Here is a 20,292-nt window from a genome sequence, read left to right on the forward strand (position 1 = left end):
GATACTTACAATATCTCGTATAAAAGAAGCCCCCCCGTTTTATTGGAAAGACTTTTTTTGAAAACATCTAGTATTGTACTTCAAACTGCTTGTTGTAAAGCTGCGCATACGCTCCATCGCGGCTAAGCAAGGCATCGTGCGTACCTTCCTCCACAATTCCTTCGTCCGTTAGAACAATAATCCGTTCAGCATTGCGGATCGTAGAGAGGCGATGGGCGATCACAATTGTTGTACGCCCTTTTGCTAAAGACTCAAGCGATTCCTTGATTACTGCTTCGGATTCATTATCCAGTGCACTCGTCGCTTCATCCAGAATCAGGACAGACGGATTTTTCAAAAAAACGCGAGCGATACTTAGCCGCTGCTTCTGACCTCCAGAGAGTTTAACCCCTCGTTGACCGATGTCAGAGTGATATCCATTTGGCAAGCTCATAATAAAATCATGTGCGTTTGCTTGCTTCGCAGCTGCTACCACTTCTTCATCAGTCGCTTCATTATTGCCGTAACGAATATTCTCCATCACTGTTCCCGAAAACAAATAAACGTCCTGCTGAACAACACCGATTTGATTCCTCAAATCGTCTAAATTCAGGTTACGTATGTCCACACCATCAAGCTGCACTTCCCCCTCTGTCACTTCATAAAACCGAGGAATAAGCGAGCATAGTGTTGTCTTCCCCGCACCAGATGGACCCACTAGGGCAACGTACTCTCCAGGCTTTATATGAAGAGAAAGATTCCAAAACACAGGATCCAAATGCGGTTCGTATCGAAAGCTCACTTCGTTAAAAACGATATCCCCTTTCACCGTGTAAAACTGTATCGCATCTTTTTGACTTTCGATGTCTGGCTTCAGGTTCATAATCTCCATAAAACGCTGAAAGCCCGTAATTCCTTCTTGAAACTGTGTGCTCATATGAGTCAGACGCTGAATGGGCTCCACCATATAGCCGACATATAACAAAAACGTGATCAGATCAGCTAAATCCAACGTTTGATTGACGATACTCGCGCTTCCGAACACAACAACGGTGATCGTGATGAGCTGGATTAAGATTTGTATGCTGTTATAAAAAGTTGCTTCTACTTTGTACGTGTTTCTTCGACTTTCTAAAAAACGAAGATTTTCTTTATTAAACTTACAGATCTCCACTTGTTCATTTGCAAAAGATTTCACGACACGAATACCTGAAAGCGTATCTTCAAGCTGAGCATTGATATCTGCGATCCGCTCCTTATTTCGCCGCAAAGCAACGTTCTCTTTCTTGTTAAAATAGAGCGAGAGAAAACCGATGATCGGCAGAAACAAAAACACCGCAAGCGTTAAAGGCACATTGATAAAAAACAGAATTACAAATGCCCCTACGAACCTCACGAAATATTTGACGTAATCTTCCGGACCGTGATGATACAGTTCAGCAAGTAAAAATAAGTCGTTTGTTACGCGAGACATGAGTTGGCCTGTCTTTTCTTTATCGTAAAAGCTAAAAGAAAGTTTTTGCAGATGCTGAAACAACTCACTGCGAATATCACTTTCCATTCGCGCTCCGACTTCATGCCCTTTATAGTCGACAAAGTACGTTCCAAGATTCTGTACGGCTACTAATACGATCATGATCCCGCCGATCCCGTACACCTTATGAAGGGCAACAGACAAGTCCCCTTCTAAAACATCTTTTGTTATATACCGAACGAGCAGCGGAAGGACAAGTGTGATCCCAGAAACAATAAACGCAATAATTAATACAGTTAGAAATAACCCTAAATACGGTTTGTAATAGGAGAAAAAACGTTTGATTGGAAAATGCATGATTTACCCCTTTGTGTTTTTTTACGAGGCACACATAAGGGGACACCGTCTATAAGTTAAGAACGTGTTCCACCCTTATATGTTTGTACGGTTTGAGTTGTCATGTTTTTCATGTTAAATTCCTCCTTAATCATTAGTCCTTTTATTATAATCGTTTTTTAAAAATTCTGATACCTTCATTTTAATCAACAAAAAAAGACTCAAGAGGTAGTCAACGTACTACTCCTGAGTCTTTTTTATCTATAGGTAAACGTAAATTATAGTTGAACAGTAACTTCTGATTTATGAACCAAGATCACACGAGGTACATAAGGTTCATTCACTTTCCTAATCTCAAGAAAGTCTGAAGAATATACGTGAAGTACTTTGTGCAATTCATCTTGATAGGTTACGAGGTCGCCTCTTTCAATAGTCATAGCTTTCACCCTAGTCGTTAGTTTCTATAGTTAATTATACCTAATAAATTCGGTAATAAAATTGGGAAACATGAAGGGATTTAGAGGTTAAATCACAATAATTTAAGACTAGTTTCCTCTTACAGTTAAAGTTCAGGTATATTTATAGAAGGGAAATTTTTTAGCGTGAGCTTATACCTAATAAATGTAAATTAAGCATGCAAACAAAGGTGGGGTAACAAATATGAATTTAGGAGAAAAGATTCGTTATTTCCGAAAAGTCAAAAACTTATCCCAGCAAGAACTGTCTGCCGGGATTTGTTCGGTTCCTTATTTAAGTAAGATTGAAAATGGAGTCACTGAACCTTCAGAGGAAATACAGCAGCATTTAGCTGCTAGGCTAGAAATTAGGCTCAATACGTTAAATGAAAATGAATTAATTCAACGATATATAGAAGTTTTTTACGCTTTATATAAGAGAGACCACAGTGCAGCTGAGCAAAAGTTTCATGCATTGAACGATTCACCTACTCAATCAGTGGATGAAGATATTTTACATAAAATCTTTAAAAGTATTTACATAATGATGACTACTTTAGATATACAGGGTGTCCAAAAACTATTAACTGAAGTTGGATATATCGAGAACGTTATAAAAGGAGAAAAGGCGTTTTATTACTTGATGGCCAAAGGTCAACTTAGTTATTTTATGGAAGACTACGAGGACTCGTTTCAATACTTTTTATTAGCAGAAAAACAGTTAGACGATAGCCGGTTTCAAGATTGGGAGAAAGGCTATTTGTTATACATGATCGGCCTTTCTGCAAATCAGCTTTACAAAAATATTGTTGCATTGGAATATACCCAACTAGCTCTAGCGATATTTGAGCGAAGTTACTTTTTTGAAAGATGCGCAGACTGCAGGATCATACTCGCCATTATCCATCTTCGAATAAAGAATTTTGATGAATCTACAAAACATCTGTGGTTGGCTGAAACCATTGCGAACAACTTTAATAATGAAGTTCTGATGGGCGTGATCTATCATAACTTAGGAAGCATTGCTACACATAAAGGTGAAACAGAAAAAGCGATTGAACTGTACACGAAAAGCTTGGAAGCAAAAAAGAATGACACGATCTCCCAAAAGTTATCAACAATTTATATGTTATTAAAAGAATATCAAAAATCAAATAGTAGAGATCAAGGAGTAGAACTGTTAGATACGTGGTTAAATCAGCTAAAAGGCAATGCTCTCTTTAGAGGTTTTGAACTGCATTTTATCTACTACAAACAATTATTTACTTATGGTGATCATAACGAAGAATCTATTCGATTTATGGTAAAAGAACTTATTCCTTATTTTGAACAAAGAAACGAATGGATACATCTTGCTGAATATTACCCCATACTCGGAAAATACTTTGAGAAAAACCAAAAATATAAACAAGCGAGTATGTACTATTCATTGGCATATCATGCAGTTAGAAAAATGCATGAAGAAGGTGTTACATACGTATAACAGAAAAAGCACGAGTATCGTGCTTTTTCTGCTTCTTATAATAACTACCAAAGTGTTCTAGCACACTTCACTAACCGATCGCTCTTGTAAAATCACCGCCAGCTCTTCCGGTGAAATCGGCCGGCTGAAGTAATACCCTTGCGCTTCGTTACATTGCTTTTGCTGCAGAAACTGAAGCTGTTCTTTCGTTTCCACACCTTCTGCTATTACCTTCAAATCCAAGTTATGAGCCATCGCGATAATTGTTTCTACGAGAGAAGCGTCTTTCGGATCGGCATAGATGTTACGTGTAAAGCTTTGATCAATCTTTAGCGTATGAATCGGGAATGTCTTTAGATAGCTTAGGGACGAATAGCCTGTTCCAAAGTCATCGATTGAGAGATGAATTCCCATCTCTTTCAACAGCTGCATTTTCGCTACGGCATACTTCGAATCTTGAATGATACTTTCTGTTAGCTCAAGCTCTAAATATTGTGGCGCAAGCTCAGTATCATTTAAAATTCTACTCACCCTCTCAACGAGGTCACTCTGCTGAAATTGACGCGATGAAATATTGACTGCCATCCGTAACGGCGCGTATCCTGCGTTTTGCCACGCTTTATTTTGAAGACAAGCACCATGAAGCACCCATTCTCCGATCTGTAGGATCAGTCCTGTTTCTTCAGCGATCGGAATAAATTCAGCCGGTGAGATCGTCCCCCATTCCGGATGATGCCAGCGTAAAAGAGCTTCAACTCCTATGATGCCGCCTGTTTCCACATCGATCTGAGGCTGGTATACAATTTTAAACTCATTGCGTTCCAGTGCTTTACGTAAGCCGATCTCAAGCTTCATTTTTTTAGTAACAGCCTCATTCATCTCTGGTGTATAAAATTGAAAGTTGTTTTTCCCTTGTTCCTTCACACGGTACATCGCAGTGTCTGCATTTTTGATCAACGTTTCAATATCACGGCCATCTCCTGGGTACATGGCAATTCCGATCGACGGAGTCACAAAGAGCTCTTGCTCGTTAACCATAACGGAGCTGCTAAACAGATCTACGATTTTCTGTGCGATTTTAGAGACTTCATCTGCCGCTGTATTTGGTATGAGGACGATAAATTCGTCCCCTCCCTGACGGCAGACCGTGTCGTTCTTTCCTACACATGCTTGGATACGCTTTGCGATTTCTATCAAAAGCTGATCTCCGACCGCATGTCCAAGGGTATCGTTAATATACTTAAATCGGTCGAGGTCAATAAACATGATTCCGATTGTCTGTTTGGTCTCATCCGCCAGTTCAAGCGCTTGAGAAAGACGGTCGTTCAACAGAAGTCGATTCGGCAGACCTGTCAAAGGATCACGGTAGACCATCTGATTAATCTTCTTCTCGTTTCTTTTTCGTTCCGTAATATCACGAATAATGCTGCTAAAATAAACAGTTCCATCTTCCTGCCAAGCGGCGAGCGACAACTCGATCGGAAATTCACTACCATTCTTTCGAAGCCCTTCTAACTCAACCGTGTTTCCGATCACTCTTGGTTCTCCAGACAACAGATAACGTTCCATCCCTTGCTGATGAACAACTTTAAACTTGTCCGGTATAATGATCTGCAAATTTTTCCCTAGTGCTTCTTTTTCGGTAAAACCAAAGATCAGCTCTGCTCCTTTATTCCACGAGATGATGCTTCCTGTTCGATCAGACAGAATAATAGAATCATTAGCAGACTCGATAACAGAGCGGAACTTTCTTTCTGATAGGATCGATTGGTACTCAAACCTTCGATCGATGAACGTGCTGATGAATACCATCCCTAACAGTATGAGGATTACAATACCAATCGCATAAGCTAAAAGGGTGCTGTTAAACGGTGTTGATGCTAGATCAGCATGATGTTGATGTGACTTATAAGAAGCAGCCGACATACCCGTATAATGCATTCCGGAAATGGCGATACCCATGAGCACCGCACTTCCTAACTTCACGAGCCATATTTTACTTGTTTTATAGTTTTGGCTAACAAACGAAAGTAGATAAATTGCTACGACGGATGCGACAAAAGCAATGATCGCCGAGAGCGTCCATAGTAATGGATTGTACTGTATTTCAGCGTTCATCTTCATCGCTTCCATGCCTGTGTAATGCATAGAAACGATACCCGTCGCCATGAAAAGAGCTCCTAACAATACTTGCTTTTTCCCCATGACAGGGCGGCTGATGATATAGAGAGCGATTCCGGATGAGAGGATCGCTGGAATGATTGAAACGATGACAAGTGTTACATCATAGGTAACATTGATGGATAAGTGAAATGCAAGCATCGCCACGAAATGCATTGCCCAAATACCCATTCCCATCGCAAAAGCTCCTGAGATCATCCAAATGTACCGTGCGTATGATTTTGTTTTTTGTACCTGTATCCCTAAATCCAGCGCAGCATAAGAAGCTATGACTGCAATAATGATTGATAGAGAGACAAGCGGAATGTGATATGTACTTGAAACGGCGTCCATTTATAGAAACTCTCCTTGTTAATGACTGAAAAACACTTTACATATTCTATATCGGTAAAATATTAGCCGTATTAAGAGAGGGTAATAATTATATTTTTAAACAGTTGTTTAACTTTATAGATTACCCTGTAGAAGTTGTAGATTGTCTTTGCATACTTTTAAAGGAAAATTATGTATAATAAATGATAATTGGAAATAAAAGTTAAAAAACGATTGTGTGAGGAGTGGTTTTATGGTGTTAAAAAGAAATGCTGGTATACTTTCAATTCTTTCTTTATTAATCGCAGGATCTCCAATCATTCTGGCTGCATTTAGCCCATTCATTGCGGACTATATGTTTCCTATTTTTTTCACGTTTATCGTCTTATCTTTGCTCTTGGCTTTTTACGCGGAAAAAGGATTATCAAAACGAATTGCTACTACTCTGGTTATAGGATTACTAAGCTTGGTTGCACTCTTTTATCTAGGCATGTATCTCTTTTGGTCAAAACCTTAACCAAGTAGAGTAACAGGAGGAATTTATCATGTTTTTTGGAATGCCTTTTCTAATTAGCTTATTACCAGGCATAATCGTACTCTTTCTCACGTGGTGGCTAAGAAAAAAGAATGTCTCTCTGTTCATAAAACTTGTGCCATGTTTGTTAACCGTGATTAGCTCCTTGGTCATTTTTTATGTGAGTTTAGAGTTCATTCGAGGTTTTGAAGGTGCAGCTTACGGGATCCTCGCGTTCTTCTTACTTTGTTATGGAGTTGCCGCTTATTTCCTTGCTACAAAAAAATTCAACGTCATTTCAAACACAAATAAAGGATAACCTGGCTCAAACCCCAGGTCATCCTCACCCTTTTTCCAGCCGTTTACCCCAAACGAAACACGATTCCATGCCCGCCTTTTGGGTATTCCCACTTTATGTTTTGATGCGGACAACCGATTCGGCAGCTTCCGCACTCGTGACAGCCCTCGTACCCGACGTGCATCCGAATCTCTTCCCACTTATACACTTCAGCTGGACAGAAGATCGTGCAGATTTTATCAGGACAGTGGTTCAGACAAATATCCGCATCCATAACGGTGAGATGTGACTTTGTGTCTGCGTTAAAACGAACGAGATACTGTTTTTCTTCGATGCTTTGACACTTTCTTTCGCCCATTTACTTCATCACCTTCCACGCCCGGTATGCGTCACGAGCTAGTTTGAATTTCTCTCCAGCCGTTCCTACATCGCGCCAAATTTTCTTCTGTTTCTCCCACTTCGATGAGCCATCGACCGTAAACATCTGGCTCGCCGCTTTATTCACCATCGGAATATACTTATCGAAATACTGAGGAAACTTATCAAAGTGATGCGTTGAATCTTTGTACTTTTTCATATCCTGACCGACAAAACTGCTCATCAAGCGGGTTTTATAATGATTGAGTGTCGCTTCCGAATAGTCATCACGTTCCTTCGCAAGCAGCACCGCTTCAGCTGCGAATTGACCAGACTTCATCGCAAGGTTCGAGCCTTCACGGTGGATCGCGTTCACAAGCTGGGCGGCATCGCCAACCACGAGCACCCCGTTGCCCGCTACTTTTGGCATGGATTTATAACCACCTTCTGGAATCATGTGCGCCAAATATTCGACCGGCTCACCGCCCGCGATGTACGGGCGAATCATCGGATGATTCTTCACATACTCCAACAGCTCATATGGTTTTATCTTATGCTTGATTAAGCCAGATAGAAGTGAACCGACGCCTAAGTTCAGCGTGTCTTTGTTCGTATAGAGGAATCCGGTCCCGAGAATTCCCTTTGTCGCGTCACCAAACAGCTCAATTGTCGTACCTTGATTCTCTTCCAAATTAAATCGATCCTCGATCGTCTTTTTGTCGAGCTTAATGATTTCCATCGTGGCGAGCGCTACTTCATCTGGACGAAATTCTTTATGAAAACCGAGCGACTTGGCTAACAGGGAGTTAACACCATCTGCCAACACGACAACGTCCGCGTACAGGTTACCGTCAGGCCGATCCGTTCGCACTCCCACTACTTTTCCGTTTTCCACAATACACTCTAAAACAACGGTTTCGTTTACAAGTAACGCTCCCTGCTCAACAGCTTTCCCCGCAAACCATTGATCGAATTTTGCCCGCAGTACCGTAAAGTTGTTGTACGGTTCCTGTCCCCATTCCATCCCCTTGTACCCGACGGTTACCGCTGATTCTTTGTCCATCATCATGAATCGCTGTTCTACGATCGGTCGTTCGAGCGGCGCTTCTTTCCAGAACTCTGGGATCACGTCCTCCATCATTTTGCGATAAAGCACACCGCCCATAACGTTCTTTGAGCCCGGATACTCTCCGCGTTCGATGAGTAATACGTTTACGCCGGCTTTCGCAAGTTCATATGAACAGGAAATGCCGGCCGGACCTGCACCAACTACGATTACATCAAACTTCTCAGACATGGTCCACCACCTCCTGGTTAAACGCTTGTTTAAATTGTTGAATAAGAAGCGGCACGATCTCAAACGCATCGCCAACAATGCCGTAATGACTCGATTGGAAGATCGGAGCTTCCGGGTCGTTGTTGATCGCGATGATCAGTCCCGAATTCTGCATCCCAACAATATGCTGAATGGCTCCAGAAATGCCGATCGCAAAATAGATTTTTGGCGTGACTGTTAATCCAGTCTGCCCCACTTGATGATGGTGCTCTACCCATCCTGCTTCAACAACATCACGGCTCGCACCAACCGCTCCCCCTAGCGTTTCCGCGAGATCATGAACAACCTGGAATCCCTTCTCACTGCCTAATCCTTTCCCGCCAGCCACAACGATATCTGCTTCATCAATACGAACCTTTTGAGTCGTGAACTGTACGATCTCAAGCACCTTCGTTCGAATATCTTCTTCTTTAATAGAAGCTGTTTCTTCTATTAAACGTCCCGTTCGACCAGGTTCAGGCGTGAGTGCTTTCATCACTTTGGGCCGGACCGTCGCCATCTGTGGTCGATACTTTTTACACAGAATCGTTGCCATGATGTTACCGCCAAACGCTGGTCGGCTCGCAAGCAGCAATCCTGTGTCTTCTTCAATATCTAAAATCGTAGAATCCGCGGTGAGTCCTGTTGGAAGGTCCGTCGCAACCGCGCTCGCCAAGTCTTTCCCGGTCGATGTTGCACCATATAAAATGACTTCTGGCTTATACTCTTGACAGCATTCCAATAGTGCTTTCATATAAGACTCGGTTCGGTAATTTTTAAAAATGGTGTCATCATACACATAGACCGTGTCCGCTCCGTATTCAAAAAGCGTATCCGCGAGATGTGTGACGTTTTCTCCGATCAATACACCAGCAAGCTCGGTGCCCCGTTTGTCGGCAAGCTCTTTTCCTGCGCCTAACAACTCAAGCGAAACCGGAACAACCTCACCGTCTTTTACCTCAATAAAAACCCAAATGCCTGAATAATCCTCAAAGCTCAACGCCGGACCCTCCCTTCGCCACAAAAAGCTCTTTTTTCTCTAACAAAAGATTCAGCAGCTGCTCCGTCTGCTGAGCTGCATCCCCTTCTAGCATCTCGCCGCCACTCGGTTTTTTTGGTGCCCACACCTTCGAAACGATTGTTGGCGAGCCTTTTAGTCCGAGCTGTGTTCTCTCCACATCCTCTAGATCGGCGACCGCCCAGATGACCGGCTGATAACGAGCCGCCTTCAGCATGTTCGTCATCGACGAGTAAGGAACATCGTTGATCTCTTTTTCCACCGACATCAAGCAAGGCATCGTCGATTGAATCACTTCATATCCATCCTCCAGCTTTCGGTGAACGATCGCATACCCTTCTTCTACGTTGATCTCTTTTACCTTGTTGACGGAAGTAAGCGGAGGCATGTCTAACCGGCGTGCAATTCCTGGCCCAACTTGTCCGGTATCACCGTCGATCGTCATCTTTCCGCAGATAATCAGGTCAACCGGCTTAATTTGCGAGATTTTCTCTATTGCTTTCGTAAGTGCGTAGCTCGTCGCAAGCGTATCCGCACCTGCAAACGCTCGATCTGAGATCATGTAGCCTTCATCTGCACCGATCTCGATACATTTTTTGATCGCTTTTACTGCTGGTGGCGGCCCCATCGTTAGCACCGAAACCGTTCCTCCGTATTTCTTTTTCAGACGCACCGCTTCTTCCACCGCATGTGCATCATATGGATTTAGTATCGCAGGCGCACTGGCGCGGTCCATCGTATTCGTCTTCGGGTTCATCTTGATGATCTTCGTATCCGGCACCTGCTTGATGCAAGCCACAATATGAAGCATTCGACCCCTCCTCTAATCACAGGCATTTCTCACATAAGAAGCCAATTGTATGATGATTATTACTACTATATGGAGGGCTTATCCAATACATGACGGATTTCTTTTGGACATAAAAAAAGAGACTCTATTAAAAAGAGCCTCTCATCTCACGAGTCTTTATATTCAGGGTGTTGATGGCGTTCACAGCCGAAAAGATAACAGTCTCTTTCTGGTGAAGGTTCTAAAATAACAGTTGGTAGAATACCGTCCTTAACTCCCAGGAGCATGCTTTCAAACTCTCGAATTTCGTTTGTAAGCCTAATCATAATTTCCTGTTTATCCTGTTCTGTCCAGTCTTCCTCTATTTCTTCTGTTTCCGTATCTAGTATTTCTTTTTCTTTGTAGCGAAGAAATTCTTTTATCGTTTTGTTCGCTTTGCTTTCTTGGTTACTCTGTAATTGAGAAAAAATATACATCCCAACCCAATTTGGCTGTAAATAATATTCGTTCCATCCTTTTTCAAACCAATAAACCGCTTCTTCATGCAATCCAATCTCAGCATACAATTCAGCAAGGTCAATCGTACCTATAAAATCTTCGGCACCTTCATCAAAAGTTTGAATTAATCGAAAGGCTTCAGCTTTTTCACCAATCTCTATCAAACATTTTACCTGATTGTACAGCGTATAATTAGATTTACCAGCTGCTAGTCCAAAGTGATTGGCTGCTTTAGCGGTTTCCCCTAGATAATAATAAGCTACACCTACGTTATGATGAGTGATATTAGTCGGTTCAATTGAAAGGGCTTGCTGCAATAATTTTAGCGCATCTTCATAACGTTTTATTTCTAATAAAAGTTCCCCACACAAACTATATGGAAAATGTGAAGTAGGATGAAAATTAACGGCTTCTGAGGCAAGTGACAATGCACGCTCCAGATCATCTTCTTCACGCCAAATCACCCACGCTAAGTTCGTTAGCGATTGAACATCTCTCTTTTCTAGTACAGCTTTGTGAAATAGTTTCATCGCTTGATCAACGTTATTTTCTTCTAGCTGCTGAATCGCTTCTTTATTCGCATTGATAGGAAACATCTACCTTCCCTTATAGTTAAAACGCGTAACGGAACAGCCCATAATAGAGTGGACCAATCATAATTAATGCCGTAATACCGAATATCGCTGGGCGAGCGGCTTTAGGAATCTCGTTTGCGTCTTCATTAAACTTTTTAAGTCCATACGCTAGATCCCACACCAGTCCGCCGATGAAAACAAATTTCCATAGAAGTGGCGTGAAGAGTTCGTTGCTTGTTACGTATCCGAACAATCCGATCCACGTGATGATTGAGATGACGAAATCTAGTTTTGCTGATTGTGTCTTGTATCCGCCTTTGATGAAATAGCCGATGGCAAGAGCCCCGATAATCCCTAGATAGATCGTCCATAGAATGTCTGTCATAATCCTCATGTCCCCTTTTTTCTGTCTGTGATTTTATTATAAATCTTACATTTACTTCTAGGAAGGTGTGAAGTTGATGTTTTTGTTATATGAAAAAAGCAGCTCCACTTAGGAAGCTGCTTTAATTTAGTATGACAGTCGGTTTTACGGTACGTGTTTTTATATCTGTTACACGTTCGCCGGTAAATGATGTGTGACCACCGGTAAATAGCTGCTGACCACCTGTAGCGAGGTCCGAACCACCAATAAACATACCACGACCACCTGAAAACTACGAACAACCACCGACAACATGCATGAACACTGCTCGCGGAACCCCTTTGAACACTAAAAACACACTCATTCTACATGTTTTACCTGTAAATTCTCAAATATAGCTTCTCCACCTTCAGAAAACAGCGTGATTCCCTGATCATTATGCTCCGGATACACTAGACTTGAGTGCGCGACTCTTCCATCATCCACAAACACTTCCACACTTGTCTTATCCACAAGAATTTTCAAGTGAACGCTTCGTTTTTCTGAAGAAAATGGCGCTTTGCTCTCTACATATTGACCGCTTTTATCCGGTTGATTAGAAGCGGATCGGTTCACATACGAAAACTGCCCTTCTGTATGAATCCCAACATCAATATGACGATTTTGGTCTTCGGACTCACGCAGCCTTAAGCCGATATTCTTGCTCTCTTCCCAACTGATATCTGTTTCTAAAGCGTACGAATCTCCAGATACATCGAGGGTTTTCTCTCCATCCACTTTAATCTGCTGAAACGAATCCCTATAACTCATGAAGTTATCTAATGCTTCAACCGGTTGTGACGCTAAATAATAGCGATCGGCATCAGCATCTTGTTTCAACTGAAGTTCACGCACCACAGAATCCATACCGTTAAAATCTTCTTTCATCGTCGGCGTTTCGTGCGGATAGCTCCAGTTGTTCATCCAAGCGAGCACATATCTTTTCGCATCAGGATCACTCTTCTCTCCTTCATCAAACGTCACGCCGCCATACCAATCAAAGCCGTGATCCAGCCACTCGGGATCTTCATGATCAACGGCAAAGGATTCTCCGTTAAAGTCTCCTGTCCAATACGCGTATGTGTTGGGTTTTCCAGAGGCAAGGCCGTTCGCGCTCACACCGAGCACCCATTTCAGCGTTCCATCTTCACCGCGCATCAAAAAGAGATCGGGACATTCGATCAATCCAATATCTTTCGTTTGAAAAACGCTCGTAAATCTCCAGTTTTTCAGATCATCAGACTCATAAAACCCAATCTTCGTCCCTTCTGCCATTAGCATGATCCACTTTTTCCGCTCATCATCCCAGACGACTTTAGGGTCTCTGAAATCTTTCGTTCCCGGGTTATCTAAAACGGGATCCTCACCATGAGGCTTAAACGTCTTTCCTTCATCCGTACTGTACCAAAGAAACTGCTTCTGTTTTCCTCCGTCTTTTGATGGCTGTGTCAGAATAGCGATAAACGCATTCTTCCCGAACCCAGCGGTATTCTCTTTATCGATTACTACAGAACCTGACCAGACGTCTCCGTTATCGTTCGTGAATTTTGGGATCGCCACGCCTTCATCCCTCCAGTTCACAAGGTCTTCTGATGTTGCATGACGCCACTCTGTACCGTTACCGTCTGGGTAATCTTTGTTATACAAATAATAATAGTGATATTTCCCTTTATAATAGACCGGTTTCTGAGGATCGTTCTTCCACTTATCAGGCGTTGTAAAATGATAATCTGCCCGGTACGATGGGTCGTTCTCTTTTTTCGGAACAGGCTTACTCGATTCATCCATCAAATGATTCACCAGTAACATGCCTGCAAACAGTAAACTTAGAATAAATAATAATGGCAATTTATCATTCTTATACATGACTTAACCTCCTAGTAATCCCTAAATAAAAAGAAATGCCATCTCTGGCATTTCCTCATGGTTGATGTGTAGGGTAGGTCGAAAATTGATTGATAGAAATCTTTACTTCGTTAGTTGTCCTTGTTCAAGGATGCTATTTTTCACAACAGATGTTTTCTCGCCTTTGATGTTCATCTCGAAGCTTGGTGCAAACGTTGATTTGCGGTCTTCGAAAAAGCCTCTGTTTGTCATATAGCTTGTTACAACGACATTGTCGCTATCTTCTTGTGGAATCGCGTAGTGTGCATACGTCCAAGTGATGTCGTTCGGATCTTGGTCTTGGTGCAGTACGATACCCGTTTTGTTCAACGGCTTGAATGGACCGTCTAGAGAATCAGCTGAATACCCAAGCATGTAGATGTCTCTGTCATCGATCCCATCGATCGTCATCTTAGCGCCACGGCTGCTTGTGAAAAGGTACCATTTCCCATCTTTTTTGAAGATGTTCGGTCGCTCGATCTCATCTGATACTGTGTTTGATACGATTAGCGGCTTCATCACTTTTTTCACAGAATAATCGTCGTTGATCTCGATGATTCCGATCGCACCGTTTGCTTTTTTAGCCGTTTCTTTCTTATCAGATGCTAGAAGATTCTTCTTTTCATCTTGGAAGAAAGCGTTGCTCTTTCCGTAGTACGCTTGGTTATAAAGAGATTCTTCTCCTTGGTAACCTGTTTCTATACCTGTGTTCGCTTCAAACACTAAATACTTGCGTCCATCTTCTTCGATATAGTGAGGATCTCTGAACGTGTGGTTATCGTTGTAGTCTCCACCACCGAACGCTTTTTCAACCGTTTGGTACATCTTGCTGTCTCCGCCTTCAAAGATAGACTTGTAATCTTCTACACCGTCGATCTCAAGCGTTTTGCTATCTGGTTGAGAAAGGTTTACTTGTGCTGTTGTTAACGTTTGTTTTCCGTAACGATCTTGATTCGGCTTGAATGCTTCACGGTTCGTATAGAACAAACGAACTTCACCGTCAGAAGTGAACGTTGCAGAACCAGACCACTCTTCCGATTGATGCTTTAAATATTTATCATTAGCTTTGAACTTGTCATCGTCCTCGAAAACACGTCCTGCATTTTTCCAAGCATCGATTGATTGATCATCCGCTTTTTTATAGAACATATAGATGAACGTGTCGTTCGGGTTCTTCGGGTCACCCGCTAGACCGAAAACGATGTTGTAGCCTTTGTATTCAGCAACCGTTCCGTCAGCGTTTTGCAGCGGCCACGTATCCCAAACATCCATGTCGATCTGTTTGCCGTTTTCATCAACCTTCTTAGCTGACTCTACGTTCTTGATCGTAGATGCATCAAATTTTGGCACTGTATATTTTGGATCGTTATGTTGATTGATCATCTGCTTCATATCGTAGCGCGTGATCTGTGAAGTTCCGTACGTTTCTTTAAAATCTGAAGGGGTTTGACCCGACGCAAATGTTGTTGCGCCCCCTCCTAATAAAATCGCAGTACTGAGTGATACGACAGCTACTTTTTTCGCCATATTACGATAGTTCATACGTATTCCTCCTATGTGATTTTCGTTGGTACTGATTAAACAGTTCCAATCGTTTTGTCTTTGCTAATTACAAGTATAGGGGAGGTTGCCGCGTGTAGATATGGCATGGATTGATGAGGATTTCGTCTTATATTGATATCTCGTAAATGTTGTTGGTGGAAAGCATCCTTGAGAGTTGATAGGTATGTAAGAGCACCCGAGTGCTAAGTACTGAGGTCACCACAAAAAGACCCCCTTTTCAAGGAGCCTCATCATTCTTGTGCTTCACGTGCTCTATTCCAAGAAAGTTGAAATTCACGCAACAGCTGCTGTCGTGTTAGTTGCTTACCTACATACATCTGCATGGCAGATCCGAACTCTTCTTTCACCCCTGCGGGAAAACCGCTCCAGTTGGCATCCAACGTGTTGCCTTTTTTGTACGCGGCTATCGTCTCTTTAGCAAGTGGACCTAAGTCATCCGTTTTAATGTTTTTGAAAACCGGGATGAACTTAAAACGCTCGGTGATGAATGTTTGCCCTTTTTCCGAACTCACCATCCAGTTTAAAAATTGCTTCGCTTCTTTTTTATCTGATGAATCTGCCTTCTTGTTCACGACCCAATAGTTCGGCACGCTCACCACAAGCTGGTCTGTCGGCTCGTCGTTAATCGGTATCGGCATGAAAGCAACATCCAGATCAGGAGCACGCTCATCGATCATCGGCTGAATCCAGTTTCCTTGCAGAATCATCGCGGCTTTTTCTTTTGTGAAAAGATCCACTTCCATGTTGTAATCCGTCGTTAAAGGATCGGCGTTTCCGTATTCCAGCGTCACATCCAATAGATCAATTACATCAGAAAACAAGGGATTATCCGGGATTTGCATTTCACCTGCATTCAACTTTTTTATAAAAGCATCAGGATCTTTCTGTCTCGCAAAAGCCACGTTTAATAAGTGGACACCGAGCTTCCAGTCCTCGTAGTAACCGGTTGCGAACGGGGTGATTCCTTTTTGCTCTAGCGTTGACGCCGCCTTTTTTAACTCTGAAAGTGTTTCTGGTACTTGCTCAATTCCTGCCCGTTGAAACAGCTGCTTATTGTAAATAAAGCCATAGCCTTCTAAGTTCATAGGCATTCCGTACACGTTTCCGTCCATCTTAATCGCGTCAAGCGTACCTGGATAGGCATCCTTAATCCACCGCTCTTTTGACAAATCTTCTAGGTACGGCCGCCACGTCTCAGCATTTCCATACCCCGTGTTTGTAAAAATGTCCGGTCCCCTACCTGAAGCGAGTTCTGCTTTTAAGTCGGAATAATCATCAGCCGCTCCTCCGACCGTACGAATCCGTATATCAATCTCAGGATTTTCTTTTTCATAGACTTTCGCAAGCTCTTCAAATTCAGAGGCGATCTCTACTTTCGGATTTCGGATATCAAGAACAACCTTTTTCTCTATCTTAGCTTGTTTTTGGGGCCGCGAATCACTTTCTTTCTGACAGCCCACGAGAAGAATCGCTATCATCCCAATGGTTACATAATGCTTTTTCATGTTTCGTGGAATCACCCCTTTCTCTATAAAATCCCAGCTTACAATTTTTCACCATTTCGAAACTCAAACGGTGTTATACCCACTTCTTTTTTAAAAAGCTTAGAAAAGTATTTTTCATCTTGATACCCGAGCATCGTCGAGATCGAAAAGATGCTTTCGTCACTTTCCTTCAACCAACATTTCGACTGTTCAATCCTCAATTTTGTTATATATTTCGATAACGTCATGCCCATTTCTTGTTTGAATTTACGAGAGATATGCTCCCGGCTGAAAAAGAACCGGTTCGCTAGTCTTTCTAAACTCATATCTTCCATATAGTATGTTTCAACATACGAAATAATATCGTTCATGCGCTGTTTCGCTTCAAGTTCGTCCAATCGCTGAATCGATCGGTAGTTCTGGTTTTCCAGCTCACATTGAAGATCGTTATATTTTTCGTGAATCTCTTGAAGTGACTGCAGCTCGCACTTTACGAGGCGCACCGGAATATCGAGCTCACGGCTTAAACTCTCTTCTACCAAAAACCACTCTTCCGGCAAGGTGATGAGCACACTTTGGTTGCTGTCATCCGGCAGCATTACAGCATTGCCGATCTCCTGCTCCACCAACTCATCAGCCAGTTTTTCGATAAAAGGCGCAGGCTGCTGCATTTGATAGAACGTTAATAATGTAAAATCATATCTTTCAGATTGTGGCAGGTTAGAAGCGATATAATCGAGGTCTGCCGGCTCACCGAGACAAGCTGCTAAAACCGTTTGACTCCATCGAATCTTGACCGCGTCCTCTTGGTACAAACGAGACTTTCTTTCCTCATCATAAGCCACAACTGCTTTTTTTAGCACGTTGTTAAACGCCTCATCCTCAACCGGTTTTAATAAATAATCGAAGCTGTTATGCTGGATGGCTTTTCTCATAAACTGATAATCATCGTAACCCGTGATCAAGACCACTTTGCCCTCGTACGAGATGGAATCCAGCCACTCGATCAGATCCAAGCCACTCATGCCAGGCATCTTTATATCTGTAAAAATAATCTCCGGCTGCTCTTTTTCAATAACCTTCTTCGCTTCGTTTCCGTTTGCTGCTTCCAAAAGCTCTGTTATCCCGTGTTCATCCCATTTCCCAATATAGCGAATCACATCGCGGACATTGAACTCATCGTCAGCTATCAACACCTTCATCTTCGTTTCCCTACTTTCTGTCACTAAACTGTGGGCTCATCGCTTAGCTCTTTTGGAATGACGATCGTCACCGAAAAACCTTGTCCATTCGGCTGATCCACAAGGAAATCAGCTCGTGTCCCATAGTTTAGAATCAGTCGCTGATATATATTTTTCAGTCCGATATGCTCGTTTACAGGGGTACCTTCTGATGTTGATCGGTAAATGTTTTCTTGTAAATGCTCTAAATCGCTAGCTGTGATTTCAGGTCCATCATTATTTTTAACAACAAGATAGAGAGAATCACCTTTCACCTCGCCTGTTACCGTCAGTTGCGCTTCGTAATACCCCTCTTCATACACATGCTTGAAAAAATTTTCAACGAGCGGTTGTAAGGTCATACTTGGAATCCTACTCTCTAGGACCTCATCACTAAACTCCAGCGAATAATGAAGTTCTTTTCCAAATCGTGCCTGTTGCAGATTGAGGTAAGCCTTCATATAATCCACTTCATTCTGCACGCTCATCCACTGGTTCGCTTGCATGGAATAACGCATCATCTTAGACAGCGACGTTATCAGTCCATACACTTGCGGAGACTTGGAACGAAGCGCCACCGCTCCGATCGATTGCAAGGCATTGAACAAAAAGTGTGGGTTCACTTGTGACTTCAACGCGCGAAACTGATTTCTTCGATTCTCGATTTCCAATTTATATTCACGATTAATATGAAGATTGATCCGATCCGTCATGTCTTTAATATGTCGTTCCAAGTGCCCGATCTCATCTTGCCGCCCTTTCTCGAAAGGGATCTCGATATGTCCCCCTTCAATCCTCCGCACCTTCTCACTAAGTTCCCGAATCGGCCGAGAAATTTTATATGAGATGAAACTGATCATGAGTAGACCTAATAGGCCCACACCAAGTCCGACGATGATATTGATCGTTGCGGTCTTCCGAACATCCCGGAACAACACGTCACTCGGCGTCTTTTTCACTAACTTCCAGCCTTCAACCGGTCCATTTAACGTCTTTGTTAACGATATTTCTTTATCTGTTGTGCCTTTTTGGATCCGACTTTGTAGGTCGGCCGGAACCCGCTTACCTATTAATGAAGTATTCGTCGCATACATGATTTCGTTTTGATCATTGAGCAGATAAGCTGATGACCCGTTTTCTCCCGCTAAGTTACTCACGATTTTTGAATACTCACCTAAACTGATGTCCATCGTCATGATTCCAAGAAACTTGTCAGACGGCACTTCCTTTATTTTATGATGAATGCTTAACACCTTCGTACGGTCTGACTCTGGAATGATCGCCGCATTGTTATAGTTTTTTATCACATGTGGCGGCTCGATCAGGTAATTTTTATTAGATTTAAACAATTGTTTAATGTGTTCTTGGTTCAATAGCTCGGGCTGCGGTTTTCTCGTACTAACCGTCGCATTATAAACGGTAAAAGACTCTTTTCCTTCATCTAAATAAAACCGCAGCTGGCGAATCTCATTTCTTGTTAAGTAAAACGTCTCAATACTCTTCTCAACTGAATCCTGATCAAAATAGATCGAGTCTTCAAACTCCTCCGTAAAAATTCGGAACAGATCCGGATTTCGATACAAGATATACGGGAGGTTCACCATGTCATCAAAATACTGTTGGAGGTCTTCCGCATTCTTCTCCAGCTGCATCTTGCTGTTATTAAGTTCGTACTCCTCAACACTGTTCTTCGTATAAGCATATATAAGAAAAATCGTTAAAAAATACGGCACGATAATAAAACCCAGCAGCATGAGCAACAAACGGCTATGTATACTTTTCACGCGCGACCTCCTTTACATGAAGTTTTTCCTATTATTGTGCAATCAAAACGAGGTTTGGATGTTTTAGTTGTTCGTAGTGGTGGGTGGTTTTGTGAGGATTTGGGGTATTGTGAGGATGAGCTTCGAGAAGTTTTCAGCAAGGTATTTTGAATTGGACAGATTAAAGGGCTGAAATGGACAGATTGTATTGGAGATTGGACAGATTGTGGGGCTAATTGGACAGATTAACCTTTGAATCCGACAGATTGCAGTCGCTGATAATAAATTCAGCCCGGGTGAAGACGCTTTTTCGGGGTGCATCCCCAGCTCTACAAGCACTTACTGTCGACTTTCATGAAAATACTGTCCACTTTTTGAGTTTTACTGTCCACTTTCGATGAAATACTGTCC

The 20,292-nt window shown here is 42.3% G+C and carries 18 protein-coding genes; 3 read left to right on the forward strand and 15 right to left on the reverse strand.

The window, feature by feature from the left end:
• Positions 1-67 precede the first annotated feature (67 nt).
• Positions 68-1,810, reverse strand: coding sequence for an ABC transporter ATP-binding protein (locus tag H9648_RS12240; protein WP_191754109.1), 1,743 nt, complete (start codon positions 1,808-1,810; stop codon positions 68-70).
• 257 nt (positions 1,811-2,067) lie between these two features.
• A complete protein-coding gene (locus tag H9648_RS12245; protein ID WP_191754110.1) occupies positions 2,068-2,226 on the reverse strand; it encodes a hypothetical protein in 159 nt (52 codons plus the stop codon).
• A 223-nt stretch (positions 2,227-2,449) separates the two neighbouring features.
• On the opposite strand from H9648_RS12245, the gene H9648_RS12250 reads away from it, so the two are divergent.
• Entirely contained in the window at positions 2,450-3,727 is a 1,278-nt protein-coding gene (locus tag H9648_RS12250; protein WP_191754111.1) for a helix-turn-helix domain-containing protein, read from the forward strand.
• Positions 3,728-3,784: 57 nt separating this feature from the next.
• Here the strand turns inward: H9648_RS12250 and H9648_RS12255 are convergent, their stop codons facing one another.
• The gene (locus tag H9648_RS12255) at positions 3,785-6,220 is read right to left on the reverse strand and encodes a bifunctional diguanylate cyclase/phosphodiesterase (protein ID WP_191754112.1); all 2,436 of its coding nucleotides are present in this window, start codon (positions 6,218-6,220) and stop codon (positions 3,785-3,787) included.
• Positions 6,221-6,452: 232 nt separating this feature from the next.
• Between H9648_RS12255 and H9648_RS12260 the strand changes: the two genes are divergently transcribed.
• Complete coding sequence (locus H9648_RS12260) at positions 6,453-6,716, forward strand: hypothetical protein (protein ID WP_191754113.1); 264 nt, start codon at positions 6,453-6,455, stop codon at positions 6,714-6,716.
• Between the two features lie 28 nt (positions 6,717-6,744).
• Positions 6,745-7,032, forward strand: a complete 288-nt coding sequence (locus tag H9648_RS12265; RefSeq protein ID WP_191754114.1) for a YesK family protein — start codon at positions 6,745-6,747, stop codon at positions 7,030-7,032.
• A 43-nt stretch (positions 7,033-7,075) separates the two neighbouring features.
• Here H9648_RS12265 and H9648_RS12270 read toward each other — a convergent pair whose 3' ends face one another.
• From H9648_RS12270 to H9648_RS12320, 12 genes are all read right to left on the reverse strand, one after another.
• Positions 7,076-7,369, reverse strand: a complete 294-nt coding sequence (locus H9648_RS12270; RefSeq protein WP_191754115.1) for a ferredoxin family protein — start codon at positions 7,367-7,369, stop codon at positions 7,076-7,078.
• Entirely contained in the window at positions 7,370-8,665 is a 1,296-nt protein-coding gene (locus H9648_RS12275; protein WP_191754347.1) for an FAD-dependent oxidoreductase, read from the reverse strand.
• A complete protein-coding gene (locus tag H9648_RS12280; protein WP_191754116.1) occupies positions 8,658-9,683 on the reverse strand; it encodes an electron transfer flavoprotein subunit alpha/FixB family protein in 1,026 nt (341 codons plus the stop codon). Before H9648_RS12280 ends, H9648_RS12275 begins: the two co-directional genes overlap by 8 nt.
• Positions 9,673-10,512 carry an electron transfer flavoprotein subunit beta/FixA family protein gene (locus tag H9648_RS12285; protein WP_191754117.1) on the reverse strand — a complete coding sequence of 280 codons (840 nt, stop codon included), beginning with the start codon at positions 10,510-10,512 and terminating at the stop codon, positions 9,673-9,675. The genes H9648_RS12280 and H9648_RS12285 overlap by 11 nt, the downstream gene beginning before the upstream one ends.
• A 146-nt stretch (positions 10,513-10,658) precedes the next feature.
• Positions 10,659-11,585 (reverse strand): tetratricopeptide repeat protein, encoded by a 927-nt coding sequence (locus H9648_RS12290; protein WP_191754118.1) that lies wholly within the window; start codon positions 11,583-11,585, stop codon positions 10,659-10,661.
• 16 nt (positions 11,586-11,601) lie between these two features.
• Positions 11,602-11,949 carry a hypothetical protein gene (locus H9648_RS12295; protein WP_191754119.1) on the reverse strand — a complete coding sequence of 116 codons (348 nt, stop codon included), beginning with the start codon at positions 11,947-11,949 and terminating at the stop codon, positions 11,602-11,604.
• 121 nt (positions 11,950-12,070) lie between these two features.
• Entirely contained in the window at positions 12,071-12,202 is a 132-nt protein-coding gene (locus H9648_RS20880; protein ID WP_263600339.1) for a hypothetical protein, read from the reverse strand.
• 86 nt (positions 12,203-12,288) lie between these two features.
• On the reverse strand, positions 12,289-13,833 hold the full coding sequence (locus H9648_RS12300) for a glycoside hydrolase family 32 protein (RefSeq protein WP_191754120.1): 1,545 nt from the start codon (positions 13,831-13,833) through the stop codon (positions 12,289-12,291).
• A gap of 102 nt (positions 13,834-13,935) precedes the next feature.
• On the reverse strand, positions 13,936-15,393 hold the full coding sequence (locus H9648_RS12305) for a glycoside hydrolase family 68 protein (protein ID WP_191754121.1): 1,458 nt from the start codon (positions 15,391-15,393) through the stop codon (positions 13,936-13,938).
• A gap of 251 nt (positions 15,394-15,644) precedes the next feature.
• The gene (locus H9648_RS12310) at positions 15,645-16,919 is read right to left on the reverse strand and encodes an ABC transporter substrate-binding protein (protein ID WP_191754122.1); all 1,275 of its coding nucleotides are present in this window, start codon (positions 16,917-16,919) and stop codon (positions 15,645-15,647) included.
• 38 nt (positions 16,920-16,957) lie between these two features.
• Entirely contained in the window at positions 16,958-18,100 is a 1,143-nt protein-coding gene (locus H9648_RS12315) for a response regulator transcription factor (protein WP_191754123.1), read from the reverse strand.
• 23 nt (positions 18,101-18,123) lie between these two features.
• The gene (locus H9648_RS12320; RefSeq protein WP_191754124.1) at positions 18,124-19,902 is read right to left on the reverse strand and encodes a sensor histidine kinase; all 1,779 of its coding nucleotides are present in this window, start codon (positions 19,900-19,902) and stop codon (positions 18,124-18,126) included.
• Positions 19,903-20,292 lie beyond the last annotated feature (390 nt).

Origin of the sequence: Fictibacillus norfolkensis (assembly GCF_014836645.1) — a bacterium.
Taxonomy (GTDB): Bacteria; Bacillota; Bacilli; order Bacillales; family Fictibacillaceae; genus Fictibacillus; species Fictibacillus norfolkensis.